Genomic DNA, 17,879 nt, shown 5'->3' on the forward strand with positions numbered 1-17,879 from the left:
CGATATCGGCACCAGAATTTGCCGTCTCCGCCCGGCGGGTGCACGCTCCTCGGCATGAGCCCACACCACGATTCCGGACACGGACACGACCACACCGACGTCGACTGGGAGGTCATGGCCGCCCAGCTGGAAAACAGCGGCGAACTGCAGCTCCCGGTCCTCCGCCGGACGGCGGCCCGCCTGAGGGAGCTGCTCGACCCGGAGAAGGAGGTCCGGCGCATCCTCGACATCGGCAGCGGGCCGGGCGTGATGACCTGCGTGCTCGCCGAAGCCTTCCCGGACGCCGAGACGGTCGCCGTGGACGGCGCGCCCGGGCTGCTGCACCGAGCCCAGGCCCGCGCCGAGCGGCTCGGCCTCGCTGGCAGGGTGACCGTCCGGCACGCAGAACTGCCCAGGGGCCTGGACGGCGGTGACGAGCACCGGGAAGGCGGCCTCGGCTCGGCGGATCTGGTCTGGAGCAGCAAGGCCGTGCATCACCTCGGCGATCAGCAGGCGGCGCTGAACGAGCTCGCCGGTGTGCTGAGGCCCGGCGGGCTGCTCGCCATAGCGGAGGGCGGCCTGCCGATGCGCTTCCTCCCACGTGACATCGGCATCGGCAGGCCGGGCCTCCAGGCACGGCTCGACGTCGCCCAGGAGCGCTGGTTCAACATCATGCGAGCCGAGCTGCCCGGCAGCATCCCTGTGGTCGAGGACTGGCTCGCGATGCTCAGCCGCGCCGGGCTCACCGGCGTCGGCGGCTTCGCTTCCCTCCTCGACCTGCCGGCACCTCTGGGCGAGACGGCCCGCGCCTTCCTGCACGCCCATCTGACCCGGCTGCGTGAGACGGCGAGCGAGTCCCTGGACATGGAGGACCGCAGGACACTCGACGTGCTGCTCGATCCCGGGGCACCGGAGGGCATCCTGCGGCGGCCAGACGCCTTCCTCCTCTCCGCCACAACGGTCTTCACGGGCGTGCGCTCGGCGCGGTGACCTGCCGGACATAGGGCCGCGCCGGAACCGGCCTGCACGCAGAGGGCCGGGCGGAATGAACCCGGAATCTCTCCTGCGCACGGTGGCCCCTACGGCGGGCCGCCGGCCGCCGCGATGTAGCGGGCGGCGAGCTCGCGCGGCAGGGCCCAGCTCCGGCGGGTCCAGCACCTCGAACGCGACGTCGAGGCCGGTGAGGAAGCCGACGAGGTCACGCAGGGAATCGCCCCCGGTCTCAAGGACGCAGCTGTGCCCGGGCGCAGCAGGCCGCCCGCAGGCGTGACACGCTCGGCGATGACCTCGGCGGGCGCGTGGAGGCGGACCCCCGCAGGATGCTTCCACGCCAGCGACCCGGTCCCGCGTACGACGTGGCTCGCGGCGTCCTCGGGCGGCTCGCGCGGCGTGAACCTCGGCCCGGTGAGCAGGCGCGGCCGGATGCGATCGGCCCGGAAGGTGCGCCAGTCGTCGCGGTCGTGGTCGCACGCGAGCAGGTACCAGCGGCGCCCGGTGTAGACGAGGCGGTGCGGCTCCATGCGGCGAACGCCGGTCTGGCCGCCGCGCCCCTGGTAGTCGAAGCGCAGCTACTCGTGGTCGCGGCAGGCGCCGGCGATGGTGGTGAGCGTGCAGGCGTCACACGGTCGGCCCGCCACCCGCCGCGGACACCGTCGCCTGACGGTGGGCGTCTGTGCTCGCCGCTTGCTGGGCATGGTCCACTACTCAGTGGTACCGTGTAGTGGTACCCAGTACCACTGAGTACCAGGAGGGCGGAAGAGGATTCACGATGGACGACCTGACGGAGATGCTGAAGGGCACGCTTGAGGGCTGCGTGCTTGAAATCATCGGCAGCGAGGAGACCTACGGGTACGCCATCACGCGTCGGCTGAACGAACTCGGCTTCGCCGACGTCGTCGAGGGGACGGTTTACACCATCCTGCTGCGACTGGAGAAGAACGGGCTCGTCCAGGTGACGAAACGACCGTCCGGGCTGGGCCCGCCGCGCAAGTTCTATGCGCTCAACGACGCGGGGCGCGAAGAACTCGCGACGTTCTGGGCGAAATGGGAGTACATCACGTCACGGATCGACAAGCTCAAGGAGGGCGGGAGATGAACTTCTGGGAGACCATGACAGGCAGCGATCTCACCAGGGAATGGAAGGCGTTCGAAGCTCGGGCCGAGGCATTGCCAGCCGACTACCGGGCGGCATGGGAAGAGATCAAGGGTCATCTTTCTCCCTACTCGGACTTCACCGGTCGAAACCTGATGCCGATTCTCGACGGTGCTCTGGGGCTGCTCGAAGAGACAGCGGCCGACGGGCGGAGCATTCACGAGGTGCTGGGTGACGACATCGAGGGCTTCTGCGCGGCGCTGGCCGGCGGAGAAGGGGCTCGGAGCTTTCGCGACCGGTGGCGCGAGCAGTTGAACAGGAACGTCGCGAGGAAATTGGGCCGGCTAGGAGGCTGACGTGGGCATCCAAGACATCATCGAGGGCAAGAAGCAGTGGCGGGCGCACATGGCGCGGGTCAAGGCGCTCCCGCCGGACTACCAGATCGTCTACAAGGAGATTCAGAGGTACTTCTTCAAGGTTGGACCGATCGACTTGCTTGACGGGTCCCTGCTCTCGGGGACCGTCGATTTCTTCGAGGAGGGCGTCGCGGCCCGCAAGGGAGTCCTGGAACTCATCGGCAACGACGTCGCTGCCTTCTGCGACGACCTGGTCAAGGACTCGCGCACCTACGCGGACATCTATCAGGAGTCCATCAGAGGGGAACCCAGCACGGCCGAGAAGTAACACCCGTCGACCCGGCCTTATACCGCTTGATCAGCGCCAGCGCCTGCGTCATCGGCGCATGCACGGTGTTGGTCGACCCGAACTCCAGCGCCTCGATGATCTGAATCAAGCCCGTGCGGTAGCGATTGGTGTAGGAGGTCTTGAACACGCGCTGCTCGTGCTGCCGGTACGAAGATCCCTTGGCCTTTACTCGTGCAGCAGCGTCACCAGAGTCTTGTAGCCGCCGGGCACCGCGCGGGATAGATGACGTCCTCGACCGTCTCGGTCGGTGCCTCCAGCGCGGCCTCGGTCATCTTGAATCTGAACTCTAGCCCCTCATCGGCGCGGCCCCGTCAATGAACTTCGCGGATACCCCGAACCGGCGAGGCCACCGGCGACCTGCCGGGTGAACTCGCCCAGCGGCGACATCGTCGTCGAGCGTGCGCACGGCGCGCTCACCGCGAAGACCGCCTCGGGCGCCATCCGGGTCGGACAGGTGTTCCTCCACACCTACGTCGGAAACCGCGAGGTCGGCATCCGCGAGAGCACCGCCGGCCGGCTCGACGTGAACGCCATGGCCGGCAACGTGCGCAACGAGCTGGGCACCGCCGACGGCCCCAGGGAGCAGATCGTCAAGGCGCGCGCACACCAACACCGGTGACATGGTGCTCCCGGTCTCTGCCCGGCGACTCCGGCGACTCCGGCGAACCCACAAGACAACGAAGACAGAGACGAGGAACCATGACCAGTGCGAAGTGGACCGGCGTGATGCCGGTTGACGATACGGTCCTGGCCGTCACCGACACCGGCGGTGCCGGTATCCCTGTGGTCTACCTCAATGGCCACACCGCCACTCAGGGGTACTGGCGGCGGGTCATCGCTGACCTGGGGATGGGGTGGCGGCACATCACCTACGACATGCGGGCTCGCGGCAAATCGAAGCGTTCGGCGGACTATTCGTTCGAGACGAACGTGCGGGATGTCGATGCCGTTCTGGCGGCCAGGGGTGTGGACCGGGCGCTGGTGGTGGGCTGGTCCTACGGGGCGTTCGTCGCGGCGCACTGGGCCAGCCGCAATCCCGCCCGTACCGTGGGTGCGGTCCTGGTTGACGGCGCGCAGCCGTACGACTGGCTCGACGAGGCCGTAGAGCAGCGGATCCGGAAGCTGTTTCGAGGGATGAGCTGGCTGCTGCCACTGCTGCGCCCGACAGGCCTGACCCCCGCGGATGACCGCCGAACAGATCGCCAACAGCAACATCGAGGTCGGCGTGATCGCCCGCGAGCGCGAGCTGGGCCCCGTGCTGGACAACATCACCGTCCCGGCCCGGTATGTGGTCGCGTCGGGGTCGTCCTTCGGAAGCAAGGGTGATGAGCAGGAACGCATTCGCGCCAGCCTCCATCAGGTGGTCGAGCGCAACCCGAACATCAAGATCAGCGCGAAGGTTTCCAGCAACCACGGTGCCATCCTGCGCAAGGACGCCCCGGCCATCGCCGACGCGGTCCGAGAGGTCGCCGCCCTCGACCGCGGGGGCCCTCGCTGAGCAACCGAGCTTGAGATCGGCTGCGGGAGATCGCCATCGCCCGCGGCGCCACGGTCGCACAGCTCGCGATCGCTTGGGTGCTCGCGCAGGGTCGCGTGCACCGGGACATCGTCGCGCTGGTCGGGGCCAGCCGACCGCGCAGCATCACCGAGGCGGTGGACGCCGCCGGCCTGCGGCTGACCGAGGACGACCAGGACGCGATCGAGCAGGCCGTCCCGCGAGGGGCGGTCGCGGGAGAACGCTACTCCCCCGCCCTGCTCGCGCTACTGGACAGCGAGCGAACGGGCGGCAGACGCTGATGCCTACCCGAACCCCGCTGGACGCGAACGCCATCCTGGCGGCCACCCAGGAGATCCGGGGTCGAAGTACGGCGGAACGAAAACGTACGCTAAGCCCGTTCACGCAGGTCAACCGTGAGAGCTGAACGCGGGCCCGGAGAGGCTTGGCGTACGTTCCCGTTCCATCGCACAGACCGCCGTTGCCTCTCCGGCGGCGGGCTCCTCCGTACGTTGAGTGATCGCGATGTAACTCTTCAATCACTTCGATGACGATGCGTATAGGTTGGTTCTACTTTCCGTGGATGCCTGTTGATTTCCTGAGTGATGGCGAGGCCGCGCGGTATGGGCGGTATTGCGGGCCGCCGTCGCAGGTCGAGCTGGAGAAGGTGTTCTTCCTCGACGACGCGGACAAGAAGCTGATCAAGGCGTGTCCCCGGGCCACACAATCGCCTGGGTTATGCGCTCCAGCTCACGACTGTGCGGTACTTGGGTCGTTTCCTGGCCGACCCGCTGGAAGGGGTGCCGACCGAGGTCCTGGACTGTCTGGCCGAGCAGATGGGGATCTCCGATGCGTCGTGTGTGAAGACCTACGCTCAGCGCGAGAGCACCCATCGCGAGCACGCGGGGCAGATTCAGAAGATGCATCCGTTGCGGGAGTTCGCCGAAGGCGAGGCCGAGTTGGTGTCGGTGCTGGCGGCGCACGCGTGGAACTCCGGCGACGGCCCCACTGCGCTGTTTCAGTGGGCGGTGCGCTGGTTGCGCGAGCACGACGTGCTGCTGCCGGGGATCACGACGCTGACCCGGCTGGTGGCGCGCGAGCGGGACGCGGCCACGCAGCGCCTGTATGAGTCGTTGGCGGCGGCGCCGACCCCGGAGCAGGTGGAGCGGCTGGAGCTGCTGTTGGAGGTGCCGCCGGGCAAGCGGATGTCGGAGCTGGAGCGGTGGCGGACCGGCCCGTCGAAGGCCTCGGGGCCGGGAATGGTCAAGGCGCTGGGCCTCGTGGAGGAGATTCTCACCTCGGCTCTGGGCCGGGTGGAGCTGGATCCGGCGGTGCCCGGGCGGCGGGTGGTGGATCTGGCTCGCTACGGATTGGGGGCGCGTTCGGCGCAGCTGAAGCGGCATCCGGATGAGCGGCGGATCGCGACGTTGGTGGCCTCGGTGCGCCGGCTGGAGACCAAGACGATCGACGACGCGTTGGAGCTGCTGGATCTGCTGATGGTCACCGAGTTGCTGGGCAAGGCGCATCGGGAGGCCGACAAGCAGAAGGTGAAGCGGCATTCGAAGCTGGCCAAGGCCTCGGCTCGGCTCGCGGTGGCGGTGGAGGTGCTGCTGGAGGCGACCGAATGGGGTGAGGAGGTCCGCCTGTTCGAGGTGTGGGAGATGATCGAGGCGCGTATCCCGCGCGCGCAGCTGCGCGATGCGGTGGAGGTGGTCACCGACATGGTGCCGCCGCCGGAGGCCGATGACGACGGCGGGTGGCGGGCGGAGATGGCCTCGCGGTATCCGACGGTGTCGGGGTTTGTGAAGGTGCTCACCGAGGCGATCGCGTTCGAGGCCAACCCTGAGGGCAAGCGGGTGATGGCAGCGATGAAGGCGCTGCCGGTCGCGCTGGCGCACAAGCCACGCGAGCATTCGGCAACCTTGCTGCCGGTCCGGTTCGTCGACCCGCAGGTGGTGGGCGGGGTGTGGAAGCGGCTGGTGTACGGCCACCCGGCCCGAAAAGACGGCCTGGCCGACCGCAACGCGTATGTGTTCTGCGTGCTGGAGCAGTTCCACCGGAGGTTGAAGCGCCGGGAGATTCACGCCCCGGCTTCCAGTCGGTGGCGTGATCCGAACGCCCAGCTGCTGGAGGGCGCCAAGTGGGAGGCGATCAAGGACAGCGTGCTGACCGACCTCGGTCTGCCGCATGACCCCGGCGAGCACCTGGCGGAGTTGGAGGAGGTGCTCGATCGCAGCTACCGGGTGGTGCGGGCGGGGCTGGCGGCCAACACCTCGGTGAGCATCGACGAGGCGGGGAAGATCCATGTGGCCAGTGTGAAGGCGATCGAGGAGCCGCCGTCGCTGGTCGACCTGCGCACCCGGATCCAGGCCATGATGCCGCGGGTGGACATCTCCGAGGCGATCTTGGAGGTGCTGTCGTGGTGCCCGCAGTTCCTGGCGTCCCTGACGTCGCTGTCGGGCGCCTCCTCCCAGCTGGAGGACCTCGACATCTCGGTGGCCGCCTGCCTGACGGCCCAGGCGCTGAACATTACCTACACGCCGATCGCGGTCAAGGGCGTGCCCGCGCTGGAGCGGCACCGGCTGGGCCACGTCGACCACACCTACCTGCGGGCGGAGAACTACGCGGCGGGCAACCCGCATCTGATCGCCCATCAGGCGAAGATCGGTTTCGCCCGGGCGCTGGGTGGCGGCCTGGTCGCGGCGATCGACGGGATGCGCTTCATCGTCCCGGTCCCGTCGGCCTACGCCCGCCCCAACCGCAAGTACTTCGGCCCCAAGCGTGGTGTCACCTGGCTCAACATGATCAACGATCAGGCGTTCGGCGTCGCGGCGAAGGTCGTCTCCGGCACAGACCGCGACTGCCTGCACGCCCTGGACGTCATCTTCTCCAGCGGTGAGGGCCGCCGCGCGGATGTGATCGTGACCGACACCGGATCGTATTCCGACCTGGTATTCGGGCTCGCGCACCTGCTGGATCGCGAGTACCGGCCGGCGCTGGCCGACCTGCCGGATCAGAAACTGTGGAAGACCCAGCCTGAGGCCGATTACGGGGCGCTGAACTCGTTGGCCCGCGGACGCCTGGACCTGGCCAAGGTGGCTCACCATTGGGACGACATCACCCGGCTGGTCGCCTCCATCTACACCAGCGAGGTCAGCCCGTACGACGTGGTGCGGATGCTGCAGCGCGACGGCCATCCCACCGCGCTGGGCGAAGCAATCAACATCTACGGCCGCGTCTTCAAGTCCCTGCACGTGCTGGCTCTGATCGACGATGAGGAACTGCGGCGTGACATCAAGGGCATTCGCAACCTGCAGGAGGGACGGCACGCCCTGGCCGAACGGGTCTTCCACGGCCGCAAAGGGCAGCTGTTCCACCGCTACTACGACGGACTCGAAGACCAGCTCGGCGCACTGGGCATCGTCTTGAACTGCCTGGTGCTGTGGAACACCACCTACATCGACGACGCTCTCATCCAGCTGCGCGAGCAGGGTTACCCGGTGCAGGAGGCGGACGTGGCCCGCCTGTCACCGTTCATCTGCAAGCACATCAACGTGCACGGCCGCTACTCCTTCTACCGCCACGAGCTCGGCGGAGCCCGGCGCCCCCTCCGTGACCCCGAGACGCCCGATCCCGACGCCGAGGACGAGGAGGACTGAGTCGCTGTGCAGCGGCCCCTGTCGGTTTCGACTGGTGTCGTATCTCAGCGCTGTGGGGTGATCAGTAGGCCGATCAAGGCCAGGATCATCCAGATGGTGAGGTAGGAGAACGCGGCGCCCGGGGAGATGAGGGTCCACAGGATGCCTGCGATGCTGCTGGCGGCCAGATTGCCCAGGGGTTGGACGGTGGCCAGCAGACCGAAGGCCGAGCCGCGCAGATCTGTGGGCGCCAAGGCGGCCGCCGCGGCGTGCTGGGCGGTCTCAACCGCGCCGACGCCGGCCCTCCACTCCCGAGATGTCCTCAGCCCCAAAGTAGGTTCTGACCGGCCCTCCGCTCACGAATGTGTCCCAGCCGCCAGGTACCTCCCTGAGTATGCGGGCTCGCCGTATTCGGCGACATATGCCGGGTAGTTCTCCGCGATGATGGCCCGTCGGCCTCCGCGGTGAGGTGGTCTACCGAGGAGACGGCCGTCGACGGTGGATGTGATCTGTTGGATCCGGGTGACCAGTTCGGATTCCTATTCTTCCGACCGGCCCGCAGCCTATGCCGAACGGAAAGCGCGCTGCAGGCGGGCGGCGGCGGCCACGGCGGGCCACAGGCGGGTGGCGAGGTTGCGCGCCAGGATGCCGCCCCGCGTCGCGGGGACCAGGAGCGCCGACGCCTGTCTGATGGTGCGCTGTTTGGGGTCGACCAGGCGCCGGTGAGCGGCTTCGTAACGGCGGAAGGCCGCCTCGGGATCGCCCGGACCCGCGGACAGTTCCTCGGCGTCGGTGCACGCTCCCGCCATGGCCAGGGTGGAGCCGTCTCCGAACAGTGACACGCAGGATGCGGCGTCACCGAGTAGGACGATCCGGCCGTTCCACCAGCGCGGCAGGCGTACATGACTCACCGAGTCGAAGTAGAGGTCGTCAGCGGTGCGCACGTGCTCAAGAAGGTCGGGCGCGCGCCAGGAGACGTCCTGGTACGCGCGCGTCAGCAGCCGCTTGTGCTGCTCGTGGTCGCGGTGGTCGAAGCCGGGTTCGGCCGCACTGCGGTACAGGAAGAACGCGCCGCTGGGTGTGAAGCTGACGGCGAGCGCTTTGCCAGGGACGTTGTGCATGAGGATGTCCCGACCGACCCCGGACAAGCCGGGAAGCCGCAATGTCGCGACGTAGAGGCCCATGTGACGCAGGAACCCGTTCTCGGTGTCGAACGTCAGTCGACGCGTCATCGAATGCAAACCGTCGGCACCGATCACCAGGTCGAATCGACGGGGCCTGGCGCGCTCGAAGGTGATCTCGACTCCGTGCCCATCCTGCTCAAGGCTCGCGATGGAGTCATCGAAGAGGTACTCGGCATGGTCACGACTGGCCTCGTACAGGATCGAGGCGAGGTCGCCGCGCGGTAACTCGATCTCGCCCGGCCGTTGAAAGGCGCGCATGTCCATCCGGCCGACCCGCTTGCCGGCCGCGTTGACGAAGGTGAGGCCTGTCGTACCGGTGGCGGCCTCGCGCAGCCGGGGCAGGATGCCCATCCGTTCAGCGACGCCTACGGCGGGGCCTTTGATGTCTACCGGGTTCCCGCTGGAGCGCGGCGTTCCGGCACGTTCAACGACGGTGACGTGGAAGCCGTGCCTGGCTAGCCAGTAGGCCGCTGTTGGCCCGGCGACGCCGGCTCCGGAGATCAGGACTGTCCGCTCGGTCATGGCACCTCACTAGCCTGAGGAAGATCTTCCGGACATCTCCACGGATACCTAACTGCCTCCCATACCGTGCTCCTTCGCTGCCCTGGTGATGAGCAAGGCCAACCCCAGATCTCCATCGCTCAGGCCTGAGCGGGTGCATGACGGCGCAGGCGAACGCCGACTGCGGTGATCCAGGCGAAACCGGCCAGCAGGGCGGCGTGCTCGAGCAATCCGGCGGGTGCGGGCCGCAGCACATCCTGGACGTCCAGGCGGAAGACGAGTCCGGCGGCGACGGCGAAGGTGATGACCAGCGCGCCCGACCAGCGCGAGTAGGCCGCCCACCGGCGGCTGCCGCCGCTCAGCGCTTGTGCCAGCACGAACGGCGTGGCCGCCAGCCCGGTGAACAGCGCCAGGCCGGCCAGCCCGTGCAGGCGGCCGGTGGCGGTGACCACCTCGGGTTGGCCGGGCGGGTAGCCGAGCGCGGGATCGGTGGGCACGATCCCGGCCACGGCCAGTGCCAGGCCGGTGCCAGCGAGAAGGATGGGCCCCCAGGTTGCTGCGCGTCCGGGGGGAAGAATGCCGCGCAGCCCGGCGGCGAAGGCGAGCAGCAGGAGGCCACCGATCACGAAGTTGGCCGTTTGCAGCCAGCCGCGCTCGCCGGTGCCGAGTTGGCTGGCGCCGTGATGCCGCAGGCTGTAGCCGGGCCGGGTGGCACCATCGATCAGGATCAGAGCCGGGACGAGCACGCCGGCGGCGATGCCGCAGCCGAGCAGGGTCATGGTCGGGCGCATCGGAAGTAGCCTCCTCGCTCCGCGATCCCACGGATCGCGGGCCGACCAGGCTTCCCGGCTCACCGATACCCGCACCCCAACCTGGGTGCGATCTTCCAGTTGCCAGGAATGTAACACCTGGTCGCCCGTCCGGCCAGGTGTCTAGGCCCTCCACTCAAGTCCCTAGCCCAAAGTAGCTGTGGGTAATCGAAGTTACGTTTTTAGTGGCGACCGTTGATCGCCGTCCGGCGGGAGCGGTGCCAGAGCCTTCAAGAAACCATCGTTTATTGAAGACCAGCCGACGAGGGCATCGAAGGGGCCGCCAGCCCTTCAAAAACCCCTTCAACAACCTCAGCCGTTCAACAACCTTCAGGCACCGTTTGTTGAGAGAACCCACGGCGTGACTCACGCCCTGGATCCTCTCGACGACCCGCTGGCCGCCTTCCCCGCCCAGCGCACCGAGATCCGGATCGGCTACGCCCGCGTCTCCACCGGCGGGCAAAAGCTCGAACGCCAACTGGACGCGCTCAAGGCGGCCGGATGCCGCCGTATCTTCGCCGACAAGAAGTCCGGCAAGAACGCCGACCGGCCCGAGCTCGCCGCCTGCCACGCCTTCCTCACCGCGGGCGACACCCTGGTCGTGCCTTCCCTGGACCGCTATGGCCGGTCGCTGCAGGACCTGATCACCATGGTGGGAGACCTCCGCCGCCGCGAGGTCGGCTTCACCTCGCTGCACGAGAACCTCGACACCACCACTCCCGGCGGCCGGCTGGTGTTCCACGTCTTCGCCGCCCTGGCGGAGTTCATCCGGGAGCTCATCGTGGTCGGCACCCGCGAGGGGCTGGCCGCCGCCCGTGCCCGTGGCCGCGTCGGTGGCCGCCCCACCGTCGTCAACTCCGACATCCTGCGTGCCGCCCGCGACATGTTGCCCAACCCCGAGCACTCCATCACCTCCATCGCCAAGCTGCTGGGGGTCTCCGCCGGCACCTTGTACAACCACATCCCCGATCTGCAGGAGCTGCGAGCCGCCGCTGCCTCACGATCGCTGGAAGCGGTACCGCGATGATCCCCTCACTTCACCGGGCCAAGGCCGGCGCCCTGCTGCTCGGTGCCAGCGCGCCGGGCGCGTACGGGCCCTCGGCCCGTACGCAGACGATGCCGAATTCGACGCCGAGGCACGGGCTGCCCAGCCGAGGATCAGCGGACACGTTCGCCATACCGTGTGGACTGATGACTTGTGCCTCTGATCGCTGGTCAGGGTGAGCGGCCCGGCAGGCTGGGCGAGCGCCGAAGGGTGACTGCGGGGCACGGGATCGTTGGTGTTAGGTGTCCTGGTACAGGTCAGGGATGTCGTCGCGGTCGAGGTCGGTGGTCTCGGCCTGGTGGATGCGCCGGTAGACCCGGGCGCGCAGCCTCAGGATCACCGCGGCCACCCCGGCGGCGGCCACCGAACCGGCCAGGACGGCGACCCTGACCCGGGCGTCGGCGTCGCTGCCGGTTCCGAAAGCCAGCTCTCCGATCAGCAGGGACACGGTGAAACCGATCCCGGCAAGGACGGACAGCCCGGCCATGTCGATCCAGGCCAGGCCCTCGTCCAGGGTGGCGCGGGTGAAGCGGGCCACCGACCAGGTCGCGGCCATGATGCCGATCGGCTTGCCGGCCAGCAGGCCGATCACGATACCCACCGCGACCGGGTCGCTCAGCGTCCGCGCCAGCCCGCTGAACCCGCCGAGGCTCACCCCGGCGGAGAAGAAGGCGAAGACGGGGACGGCGATGCCGGCGGAGATCGGCCGCAGGCGGTGTTCGAAGTGTTCCGCCAGACCTGGCCCGGCCTGAGGTCCACCGGCCTGCCTGCTGCGCAGTACCGGCACGGTCAGCGCCAGCAGCACCCCCGCCACGGTGGCATGCACGCCCGAGGCGTGCACCAGCGCCCAGCAGGTGAAGGCGAGCGGCAGCAGCCACCACGAGCGCACCCGCCGCTGGACCAACACGGCGAAAGCAGCCAGCGGCACCAGGGAGCCCAGCAGGGGCAGCACCGACAGGTGGGTGGTGTAGAAGGTGGCGATGATGACGATGGCGATGAGGTCGTCCACCACCGCCAACGTCAGCAGGAACGTGCGCAGCGCCGCGGGCAGGTGCCGGCCGACCACCGCGAGCACGGCCAGGGCGAAGGCGATGTCGGTCGCGGTGGGGATCGCCCATCCGCGAGGCGCCTCGGCGCCGGCGACCGCCAGGTACAGCAGGGCGGGGAGATCACTCCGCCGAACGCAGCCGCCACCGGCACCACGGCCCGCCGCGCTTCGCGCAGGTCACCGGCGACGAACTCACGCTTGAGCTCCAGCCCGGCGACGAAGAAAAAGATCGCCAGCAGCCCGTCAGCGGCCCAGGTGGCCAGAGGCAGGTCCAGGTGCAACGCTGCCGGGCCGACACGGAACGCGCGCAGATCCGCGTACGCCTGCGCCCACGGCGAGTTGGCCCACACCAGCGCCACGATCGCGCCGGCCAGCAGCAACGCTCCGCCGATGGTCTCCTTGCGCAGAATGCCGGCGATCCGCCGGACCTCGGGCCAGGTACCTCTGGCGAGCAGACGAGGGGCGCGATGGTCGGTGGTGCCGGGCATGGAACTCCGTCCTGCAGCAGAGTCGGGACGATCACATGCCGACCAGACTTCCCGGCGCACCTGTCACCAAGATATCAAGACGCGACGTGACGATCTACGTGGCGGGATAGCACGGTCAACGGCAGCCGGCCACGCGATGCGGTCCGGGGAGTGCTCGGAACGGGGCCGCGATCGTTGGCCGGCTCGACTCTGTCTGGACACGCCTTCCACCGGATCCTGCGTTCAACCGTCACAGGTGACCTGCGCGAACAGGCTTAGCGTACGTTTTCGTTCCGCTGCACTTCGACCCCCGAGATCCTGCGCCGCCACGGACCGGACAAGGCAACCGTCGTCGACGTCGCACGGGCACTCGGGGTCAGCCACGCCGCCGTCTACAAGCACTTCGCCTCCAAGCAGGCGCTGCGCGAGGCCGTGACCCGGCGCTGGCTCGACCGCAACCGCGACGCCCTCGCCGTCATTGCCGCCGACAGCGCGGTCCCGCCAGTGCAGAGACTGCGTACCTGGCTGCACGCCGTCCTGGCCGTGAAGCAGGCCAAGATTCGCGAGGACCCGGAGCTGTTCACCGCCTATGGAATCCTCGCGGCCGCGCACAGCAGCGTCGCCACCGACCACGTCGCCGACCTCTTGGGCCAGCTGACGGCCATCATCGCCGACGGCGCCGCCGACGGCAGCCTCCGCACCGACGACGCGGAGGCCACCGCCCGCGTGGTCTTCAACGCCACTGCCAAGTTCAACCACCTCGCCCACGCGGCCGAATGGCAGAACCCCGGCATCGGCGCCGAACTCGACGAGGTGTGCAGCTTGCTGCTCGAGGGTCTTCACGCCCCCACATCGCCGTAGCCGAACCGGGTCGAGCACACGCCGCGACTCGTCAGCGGCGCGGTCGGCCCTGCCCATCGCCACCCAGGCGGCAACGAATGAGGAGTGACGAACGACCATGGTTCAAGCGATCGGAGTGACGCAGCCAGGCGGACCGGACGCTCTCGGCGAGTTCGACCTGGCGGCCCAACCGATCGGTCCCGGTCAGGTCAGGATCCGGGTGACCAGCGCCACGGTGAACCCGACCGACGCGATGATCCGTTCTCGTCCGCGGCAGGATGAGGCGGACGCGGTGCGGGTGCCGGGCATGGAGGTCGCCGGTGTGATCACCGAGATCGGACCCGCCGTCGACCGCCCGTTCGCGATCGGGGACGCCGTCATGGCCATCGTGGTGCCCTCAGGTGCGCACGGCGGCTACCGGGCAGACCTCGTCATGTCGGCACGCTCGGTCGCGAAGATCCCGGCCGGGCTCTCGGACGTTCAGGCCGCCACCATCCCGATGAACGGGCTCACCGCCCGGCTCGCACTCGACACGCTGGCGCTCCCGGCCGGCGCGACGGTCGCCGTCACCGGCGCCGCCGGCACCGTCGGTGGGTACTTCGTCCAGCTCGCCAAGCAGGCCGGGCTGGTCGTCGTCGTCGCCGACGCCGCCCGGCAGGACGAGACCTTCATCCGCGAGTGCGGAGCCGACGAGGTCGTGCCGCGGGGGGACGACTTCGCCGCAATGGTCCGCCGCCACCACCCGGGCGGCTTCGACGGGCTCGTCGACGCCGCCGTGCTGGAGGCCGCCGTGCTCCCTGCCGTCAAGGACGGCGGCACCGTGGTCACCGTCCGCGGTTACCAGGGCGACGGGACCGACCGGGTCCGCGTCGCCCCGATCTTCGTCCGCGACTACGTCGAGGCCGCCGCCGAGCTCGACCGGCTCGCCGAACTCGCCGGTGAAGGACGGCTCACCGTCCGCGTGGCCGGCGAACTGCCAGCCTCCCGAGCCGCCGACGCGCATCGCTCGCTCGAACGGCGCGGCGTTCGCGGGCGGTTCGTCCTGCGGTTCGGCTGACCGATCCTCGCGGAGGGCTGCACATGACTCCCGAAAGCGCCGTCACCGCTCGGCGGATTCCCAAGATGGCCCAGAGAGATTTGGCACGGAATCCGGCGTTAACGGGGTTCTCCCGAGGTCAGTGAACCCCTGCCCGTTGCGGTCTTCCGGACGTGGTTAACGCCGACTCCGCTCGATCGCATAGCGCAACTTTGATCTACATTGTGTGACGGTAGGTAGCGGTTGGTACAGGCTTCGGCTCGACCAGTCGACGCCATGCTGACAGCCGCTCGACCGGCTGACGGTGCTACCGGCCTACCATGGCACCCTGCCCGCCATGTTCGTGAAGGTGCCGGTTGGGGTACCCGGAGGCGCAGTCGCCGCCGCGACGATGACTCGCGCCCCCTCCTCCACCGTCTGCCGCCCGCGGTGACCGTTCAGGTCGGTGGCCGTGTAGCCGGGGTCCACGGCGTTGAACCGGATTCCGGGCAGGGCCTTGGCGTAGTGGATGGTGAGCATGTTCAGCGCCGCCTTCGACGACGCGTACGCCGGCGCCGGCACGTAGTCGGGCGCACGCGAAGGGTCTTCGTTGATGGCGAGTGAGCCGAGCCCGCTGCTCACGTTGACAACGACCGGGTGCGACGCGGCTGCGAGCAGCGGCAGGAACGCGCTGGTTACTCGTACAGGTCCGAAGACGTTCGGCTCGTACATCGCCCGCAGTACATCCGCGGTCAGGTCCTCCGCTGTGGCGCGGGGCACGGAGACGCCCGCGTTGTTGACGAGGACGTCGACCCGGCCGGCCTCCTCACGTACGGTCGCGGCCGCGGCACGCACCGACGCCTCCTCGGTGACGTCGAGGAGCAGGGGGCGTGCGCCGAGGTCGGCGGCGGCCCGCTTGGTTCGCTCCGCGTCCCGGCCACTCACGTAGACGGTGTGTCCCAGTTCGATGAGTCGCCGGGCGGTCTCGCGGCCGAGGCCCTTGTTGGCGCCGGTGATCACTGTGATGGTCATGCAGCCACCATGGTCCGGTGACGCCGGGACAGACAGAGCACCCTTCGACGGGGGGACCGCCTGTACCAGGCTGTTTTGCCGGAAGTGGCGGACAATAGGCGGCATGACCAGTGCACCCACCGGACCCACGGACCGCGCCGACCTGGGCGCGGCCCTGCGCCACTGGAGGGACCGGCTGCCGCCCGGGGATGCCGGGCTGCCGTCGGGCGGGGTGCGGCGCGCGCCAGGCCTGCGCCGCGAGGAACTCGCCCAGCTGGCCGGGCTGTCAGTCGACTACGTGGTACGCCTCGAACGCGGCCGGGCCACCTCCCCGTCGGCCCAGGTACTGGCCGCCTTGTCCCGCGCACTGCGCCTATCGGTGTCCGAACGCGATCACCTGTACCTGCTCGCGGGCCGGCGCCCGCCCGGCGCAGGACAGGTCTCGCAGCACATACCGCCCAGCGTGCAGCGCCTGTGCGACCAACTGGCGCGCACCCCGCTCAGCGTCTACGACGCGTCCTGGACACTCCTCACGTGGAACCCGCTGTGGGGCGCGCTGACCGGCGACCCGTCGCTGCTGCGCGGCCGCGACCGCAACGTCATATGGCGCCATTTCGCCGGCGCCCCCTCACGCGTCGCCCACCTGCCCGGCGAACTGGCCCGGTTCGAGGCGGCGCTGGTGTCGGACCTGCGGTCCTCCCTCGCCGCCTACCCGGAGGACGGGCGGCTGCGCATGCTCGTCGATGACCTTCGGGAGCACAGCGAGCGCTTCCGCGAGCTCTGGGCCACGCACGCGGTCGGCAGGTACGGCACTGGGGACACCAAGGTCGTGCACCACCCGGACGTGGGTGGGGTGACCGTGGACTGCGATGTCCTCACCGTGCCGGGGTCTGACCTGCGCATCGTCGTCTACTCGGCGCCGCCCGGCACCGCGACCGCTGACCAGTTCGAGCTGCTGAACGTGGTCGGGACCCAGCCGATGACGAGCCAGAAGCGCACCTGACACACGGCCGCGTCGTTTAACGAATAACCCTTGAGCTCCCTGGGCGTCCTGCGGCACCTCTAGTGCGTACTTCGGGAGGGTTGGGGTGTCGGTAAGAGTGGTGTCACCAGGTACACGCGATTGAGTTCGCCCAGCTCAGGGGGGCACTATTGGTCGGTTGGCAGATGCCCAACCGCGTCTTCGAGGTCGGCGTGGGTGGGCAAGGTGTCGAGGCGGGCGTGGCCGAGTAGCTCGGCGACGACGACGATGTCGACGCCGGCGCGGAGCGCCAGATGTGTTCATGGGCACAGAGGGTGCCTGGTGATCTCGTGGCGTGACCTCTCTTGACCTTGACACAGTGACAAGGTCTTCACTGTTGCCAAGGAGGTGGTCCCGATGACCATGCCGAAACAGGACACGGATACGATTCGAGCTTTCCAGGGGCTGGAGGACAGCCGCTCGTCAGTGCGGCTGCGGGCGGCGATGGCGGCCGGCACGACCCCTGACCCGCGGTTCATCGACAAGCTCATCGAACGGTGCGCGATCGAACCCGAATTCTACGTGCGCGACATGCTGACGTGGGCACTCACCCGCCACCCAGCATCAATGACGGTCCCAGAGCTTCTCAATGAACTCCGCTCGGAGCGTGCGCAGGCACGAAGCCAGGCGCTGCACACGCTGTCCAAGATCGGGGATCGGCAAGCGTGGCCGGCGATCACACGGGCGCTTCTGTCCGACGCCGACGATGAGGTGGCGCGGAGCGCTTGGCGGGCAGCGGTCGTGCTCGTGCCCGAAGGTGAAGAGCCCGAGTTGGCCGCGGTGTTGTCGACACAGCTCGGGCGCGGCGGACGTCAGACGCAGCTGAGCCTCAGCCGGGCGCTGATCGCGCTCGGTGAGGTGATTGTGCCAACGGTGCGCGCCGCGATGACGGATCTCGACCCGCGCGTGCGCGCGCACGCGATCGCCACGGAACGGCTGTCGCGCGACCCTGATGCCGGATTCGAATTCGCGATCGAGGAGGCCAAGCGCGTCGTAGCCCTCGGCAGCACCAGCAAGGAGGAGTGATAG

The 17,879-nt window shown here is 68.8% G+C and carries 20 protein-coding genes and 3 pseudogenes; 15 read left to right on the top strand and 8 right to left on the bottom strand.

The window, feature by feature from the left end; all coding sequences use genetic code 11:
* Window positions 1-54 precede the first annotated feature (54 nt).
* A complete protein-coding gene (locus AB0O34_RS19680) occupies window positions 55-969 on the top strand; it encodes a methyltransferase domain-containing protein (RefSeq protein WP_363917157.1) in 915 nt (304 codons plus the stop codon).
* A gap of 89 nt (window positions 970-1,058) precedes the next feature.
* Here the strand turns inward: AB0O34_RS19680 and AB0O34_RS19685 are convergent, their stop codons facing one another.
* A complete protein-coding gene (locus tag AB0O34_RS19685) occupies window positions 1,059-1,499 on the bottom strand; it encodes a WYL domain-containing protein (protein ID WP_363917159.1) in 441 nt (146 codons plus the stop codon).
* 248 nt (window positions 1,500-1,747) lie between these two features.
* On the opposite strand from AB0O34_RS19685, the gene AB0O34_RS19690 reads away from it, so the two are divergent.
* Genes AB0O34_RS19690 through AB0O34_RS19700 form a run of 3 tightly spaced genes read left to right on the top strand, consistent with a single transcriptional unit; the run spans window position 1,748 to window position 2,755 of the window.
* Entirely contained in the window at window positions 1,748-2,074 is a 327-nt protein-coding gene (locus AB0O34_RS19690; protein WP_252841205.1) for a PadR family transcriptional regulator, read from the top strand.
* Complete coding sequence (locus tag AB0O34_RS19695) at window positions 2,071-2,427, top strand: DUF1048 domain-containing protein (protein ID WP_363917161.1); 357 nt, start codon at window positions 2,071-2,073, stop codon at window positions 2,425-2,427. The genes AB0O34_RS19690 and AB0O34_RS19695 overlap by 4 nt, the downstream gene beginning before the upstream one ends.
* Before the next feature lies 1 nt (window position 2,428).
* On the top strand, window positions 2,429-2,755 hold the full coding sequence (locus AB0O34_RS19700) for a DUF1048 domain-containing protein (protein WP_363917163.1): 327 nt from the start codon (window positions 2,429-2,431) through the stop codon (window positions 2,753-2,755).
* Here AB0O34_RS19700 and AB0O34_RS19705 read toward each other — a convergent pair.
* Complete coding sequence (locus tag AB0O34_RS19705; protein ID WP_363917165.1) at window positions 2,724-2,903, bottom strand: hypothetical protein; 180 nt, start codon at window positions 2,901-2,903, stop codon at window positions 2,724-2,726. The two genes, AB0O34_RS19700 and AB0O34_RS19705, sit on opposite strands and share 32 nt — an antisense overlap.
* 237 nt (window positions 2,904-3,140) lie before the next feature.
* On the opposite strand from AB0O34_RS19705, the gene AB0O34_RS19710 reads away from it, so the two are divergent.
* From AB0O34_RS19710 to AB0O34_RS19730, 5 genes and pseudogenes are all read left to right on the top strand, one after another.
* Window positions 3,141-3,395, top strand: coding sequence for a hypothetical protein (locus tag AB0O34_RS19710; protein WP_363917167.1), 255 nt, complete (start codon window positions 3,141-3,143; stop codon window positions 3,393-3,395).
* A gap of 107 nt (window positions 3,396-3,502) precedes the next feature.
* Window positions 3,503-3,949, top strand: a pseudogene (locus AB0O34_RS19715) (alpha/beta hydrolase); the annotation flags it as partial.
* 10 nt (window positions 3,950-3,959) lie between these two features.
* On the top strand, window positions 3,960-4,274 hold the full coding sequence (locus AB0O34_RS19720; RefSeq protein ID WP_363917229.1) for a hypothetical protein: 315 nt from the start codon (window positions 3,960-3,962) through the stop codon (window positions 4,272-4,274).
* A gap of 29 nt (window positions 4,275-4,303) precedes the next feature.
* Window positions 4,304-4,573: an aldo/keto reductase gene (locus AB0O34_RS19725; protein WP_363917223.1), complete on the top strand. Its 270-nt coding sequence runs from the start codon at window positions 4,304-4,306 to the stop codon at window positions 4,571-4,573.
* Window positions 4,574-5,038: 465 nt separating this feature from the next.
* Window positions 5,039-7,930 (top strand): Tn3 family transposase, encoded by a 2,892-nt coding sequence (locus AB0O34_RS19730; protein WP_363917169.1) that lies wholly within the window; start codon window positions 5,039-5,041, stop codon window positions 7,928-7,930.
* A 44-nt stretch (window positions 7,931-7,974) separates the two neighbouring features.
* Here the strand turns inward: AB0O34_RS19730 and AB0O34_RS19735 are convergent, their stop codons facing one another.
* From AB0O34_RS19735 to AB0O34_RS19745, 3 genes are all read right to left on the bottom strand, one after another.
* The gene (locus tag AB0O34_RS19735; RefSeq protein WP_363917171.1) at window positions 7,975-8,163 is read right to left on the bottom strand and encodes a hypothetical protein; all 189 of its coding nucleotides are present in this window, start codon (window positions 8,161-8,163) and stop codon (window positions 7,975-7,977) included.
* A gap of 309 nt (window positions 8,164-8,472) precedes the next feature.
* On the bottom strand, window positions 8,473-9,615 hold the full coding sequence (locus AB0O34_RS19740; protein WP_363917173.1) for an FAD-dependent monooxygenase: 1,143 nt from the start codon (window positions 9,613-9,615) through the stop codon (window positions 8,473-8,475).
* Window positions 9,616-9,734: 119 nt separating this feature from the next.
* Entirely contained in the window at window positions 9,735-10,373 is a 639-nt protein-coding gene (locus AB0O34_RS19745; RefSeq protein ID WP_363917175.1) for a DUF998 domain-containing protein, read from the bottom strand.
* Between the two features lie 403 nt (window positions 10,374-10,776).
* Here AB0O34_RS19745 and AB0O34_RS19750 point away from each other — a divergent pair, with 403 nt between their 5' ends.
* Window positions 10,777-11,430, top strand: a complete 654-nt coding sequence (locus AB0O34_RS19750; RefSeq protein WP_363917225.1) for a recombinase family protein — start codon at window positions 10,777-10,779, stop codon at window positions 11,428-11,430.
* Window positions 11,431-11,440: 10 nt separating this feature from the next.
* Here AB0O34_RS19750 and AB0O34_RS19755 read toward each other — a convergent pair whose 3' ends face one another.
* Both AB0O34_RS19755 and nhaA read right to left on the bottom strand, forming a co-directional pair.
* Window positions 11,441-11,572, bottom strand: a complete 132-nt coding sequence (locus tag AB0O34_RS19755; protein ID WP_363917177.1) for a hypothetical protein — start codon at window positions 11,570-11,572, stop codon at window positions 11,441-11,443.
* A gap of 114 nt (window positions 11,573-11,686) precedes the next feature.
* A pseudogene (gene nhaA / locus AB0O34_RS19760) lies at window positions 11,687-12,984 on the bottom strand (Na+/H+ antiporter NhaA).
* Window positions 12,985-13,281: 297 nt separating this feature from the next.
* Here nhaA and AB0O34_RS19765 point away from each other — a divergent pair.
* The 3 genes and pseudogenes from AB0O34_RS19765 to AB0O34_RS19775 form a co-directional block, all read left to right on the top strand.
* Window positions 13,282-13,386: pseudogene (locus AB0O34_RS19765) on the top strand (helix-turn-helix domain-containing protein); the annotation flags it as partial.
* A gap of 9 nt (window positions 13,387-13,395) precedes the next feature.
* A complete protein-coding gene (locus AB0O34_RS19770; RefSeq protein WP_363917179.1) occupies window positions 13,396-13,824 on the top strand; it encodes a hypothetical protein in 429 nt (142 codons plus the stop codon).
* Between the two features lie 97 nt (window positions 13,825-13,921).
* Entirely contained in the window at window positions 13,922-14,860 is a 939-nt protein-coding gene (locus AB0O34_RS19775) for an NADP-dependent oxidoreductase (protein ID WP_363917181.1), read from the top strand.
* Window positions 14,861-15,154: 294 nt separating this feature from the next.
* Here AB0O34_RS19775 and AB0O34_RS19780 read toward each other — a convergent pair whose 3' ends face one another.
* Window positions 15,155-15,850 (bottom strand): SDR family NAD(P)-dependent oxidoreductase, encoded by a 696-nt coding sequence (locus AB0O34_RS19780; protein ID WP_363917183.1) that lies wholly within the window; start codon window positions 15,848-15,850, stop codon window positions 15,155-15,157.
* Window positions 15,851-15,953: 103 nt separating this feature from the next.
* Between AB0O34_RS19780 and AB0O34_RS19785 the strand changes: the two genes are divergently transcribed.
* A complete protein-coding gene (locus tag AB0O34_RS19785; protein ID WP_363917185.1) occupies window positions 15,954-16,832 on the top strand; it encodes a helix-turn-helix transcriptional regulator in 879 nt (292 codons plus the stop codon).
* A 381-nt stretch (window positions 16,833-17,213) separates the two neighbouring features.
* Window positions 17,214-17,876, top strand: coding sequence for a HEAT repeat domain-containing protein (locus tag AB0O34_RS19790; RefSeq protein ID WP_363917227.1), 663 nt, complete (start codon window positions 17,214-17,216; stop codon window positions 17,874-17,876).
* Window positions 17,877-17,879: the final 3 nt, after the last annotated feature.

This window comes from Sphaerisporangium sp. NPDC088356 (assembly GCF_040685555.1).
In the GTDB taxonomy this organism is placed as follows: Bacteria; Actinomycetota; Actinomycetes; order Streptosporangiales; family Streptosporangiaceae; genus Sphaerisporangium.

Excerpts from the sequence above, each read along its gene's own strand:
- AB0O34_RS19745 (WP_363917175.1), bottom strand. The coding sequence starts at position 10,373 with ATGACCCTGCTCGGCTGCGGCATCGCCGCCGGCGTGCTCGTCCCGGCT.
- AB0O34_RS19685 (WP_363917159.1), bottom strand. The coding sequence starts at position 1,499 with ATGGAGCCGCACCGCCTCGTCTACACCGGGCGCCGCTGGTACCTGCTC.
- AB0O34_RS19680 (WP_363917157.1), top strand. The coding sequence starts at position 55 with ATGAGCCCACACCACGATTCCGGACACGGACACGACCACACCGACGTC.
- AB0O34_RS19740 (WP_363917173.1), bottom strand. The coding sequence starts at position 9,615 with ATGACCGAGCGGACAGTCCTGATCTCCGGAGCCGGCGTCGCCGGGCCA.
- AB0O34_RS19690 (WP_252841205.1), top strand. The coding sequence starts at position 1,748 with ATGGACGACCTGACGGAGATGCTGAAGGGCACGCTTGAGGGCTGCGTG.
- AB0O34_RS19785 (WP_363917185.1), top strand. The coding sequence starts at position 15,954 with ATGACCAGTGCACCCACCGGACCCACGGACCGCGCCGACCTGGGCGCG.
- AB0O34_RS19775 (WP_363917181.1), top strand. The coding sequence starts at position 13,922 with ATGGTTCAAGCGATCGGAGTGACGCAGCCAGGCGGACCGGACGCTCTC.
- AB0O34_RS19780 (WP_363917183.1), bottom strand. The coding sequence starts at position 15,850 with ATGACCATCACAGTGATCACCGGCGCCAACAAGGGCCTCGGCCGCGAG.
- AB0O34_RS19790 (WP_363917227.1), top strand. The coding sequence starts at position 17,214 with ATGCCGAAACAGGACACGGATACGATTCGAGCTTTCCAGGGGCTGGAG.
- AB0O34_RS19720 (WP_363917229.1), top strand. The coding sequence starts at position 3,960 with ATGACCGCCGAACAGATCGCCAACAGCAACATCGAGGTCGGCGTGATC.
- AB0O34_RS19695 (WP_363917161.1), top strand. The coding sequence starts at position 2,071 with ATGAACTTCTGGGAGACCATGACAGGCAGCGATCTCACCAGGGAATGG.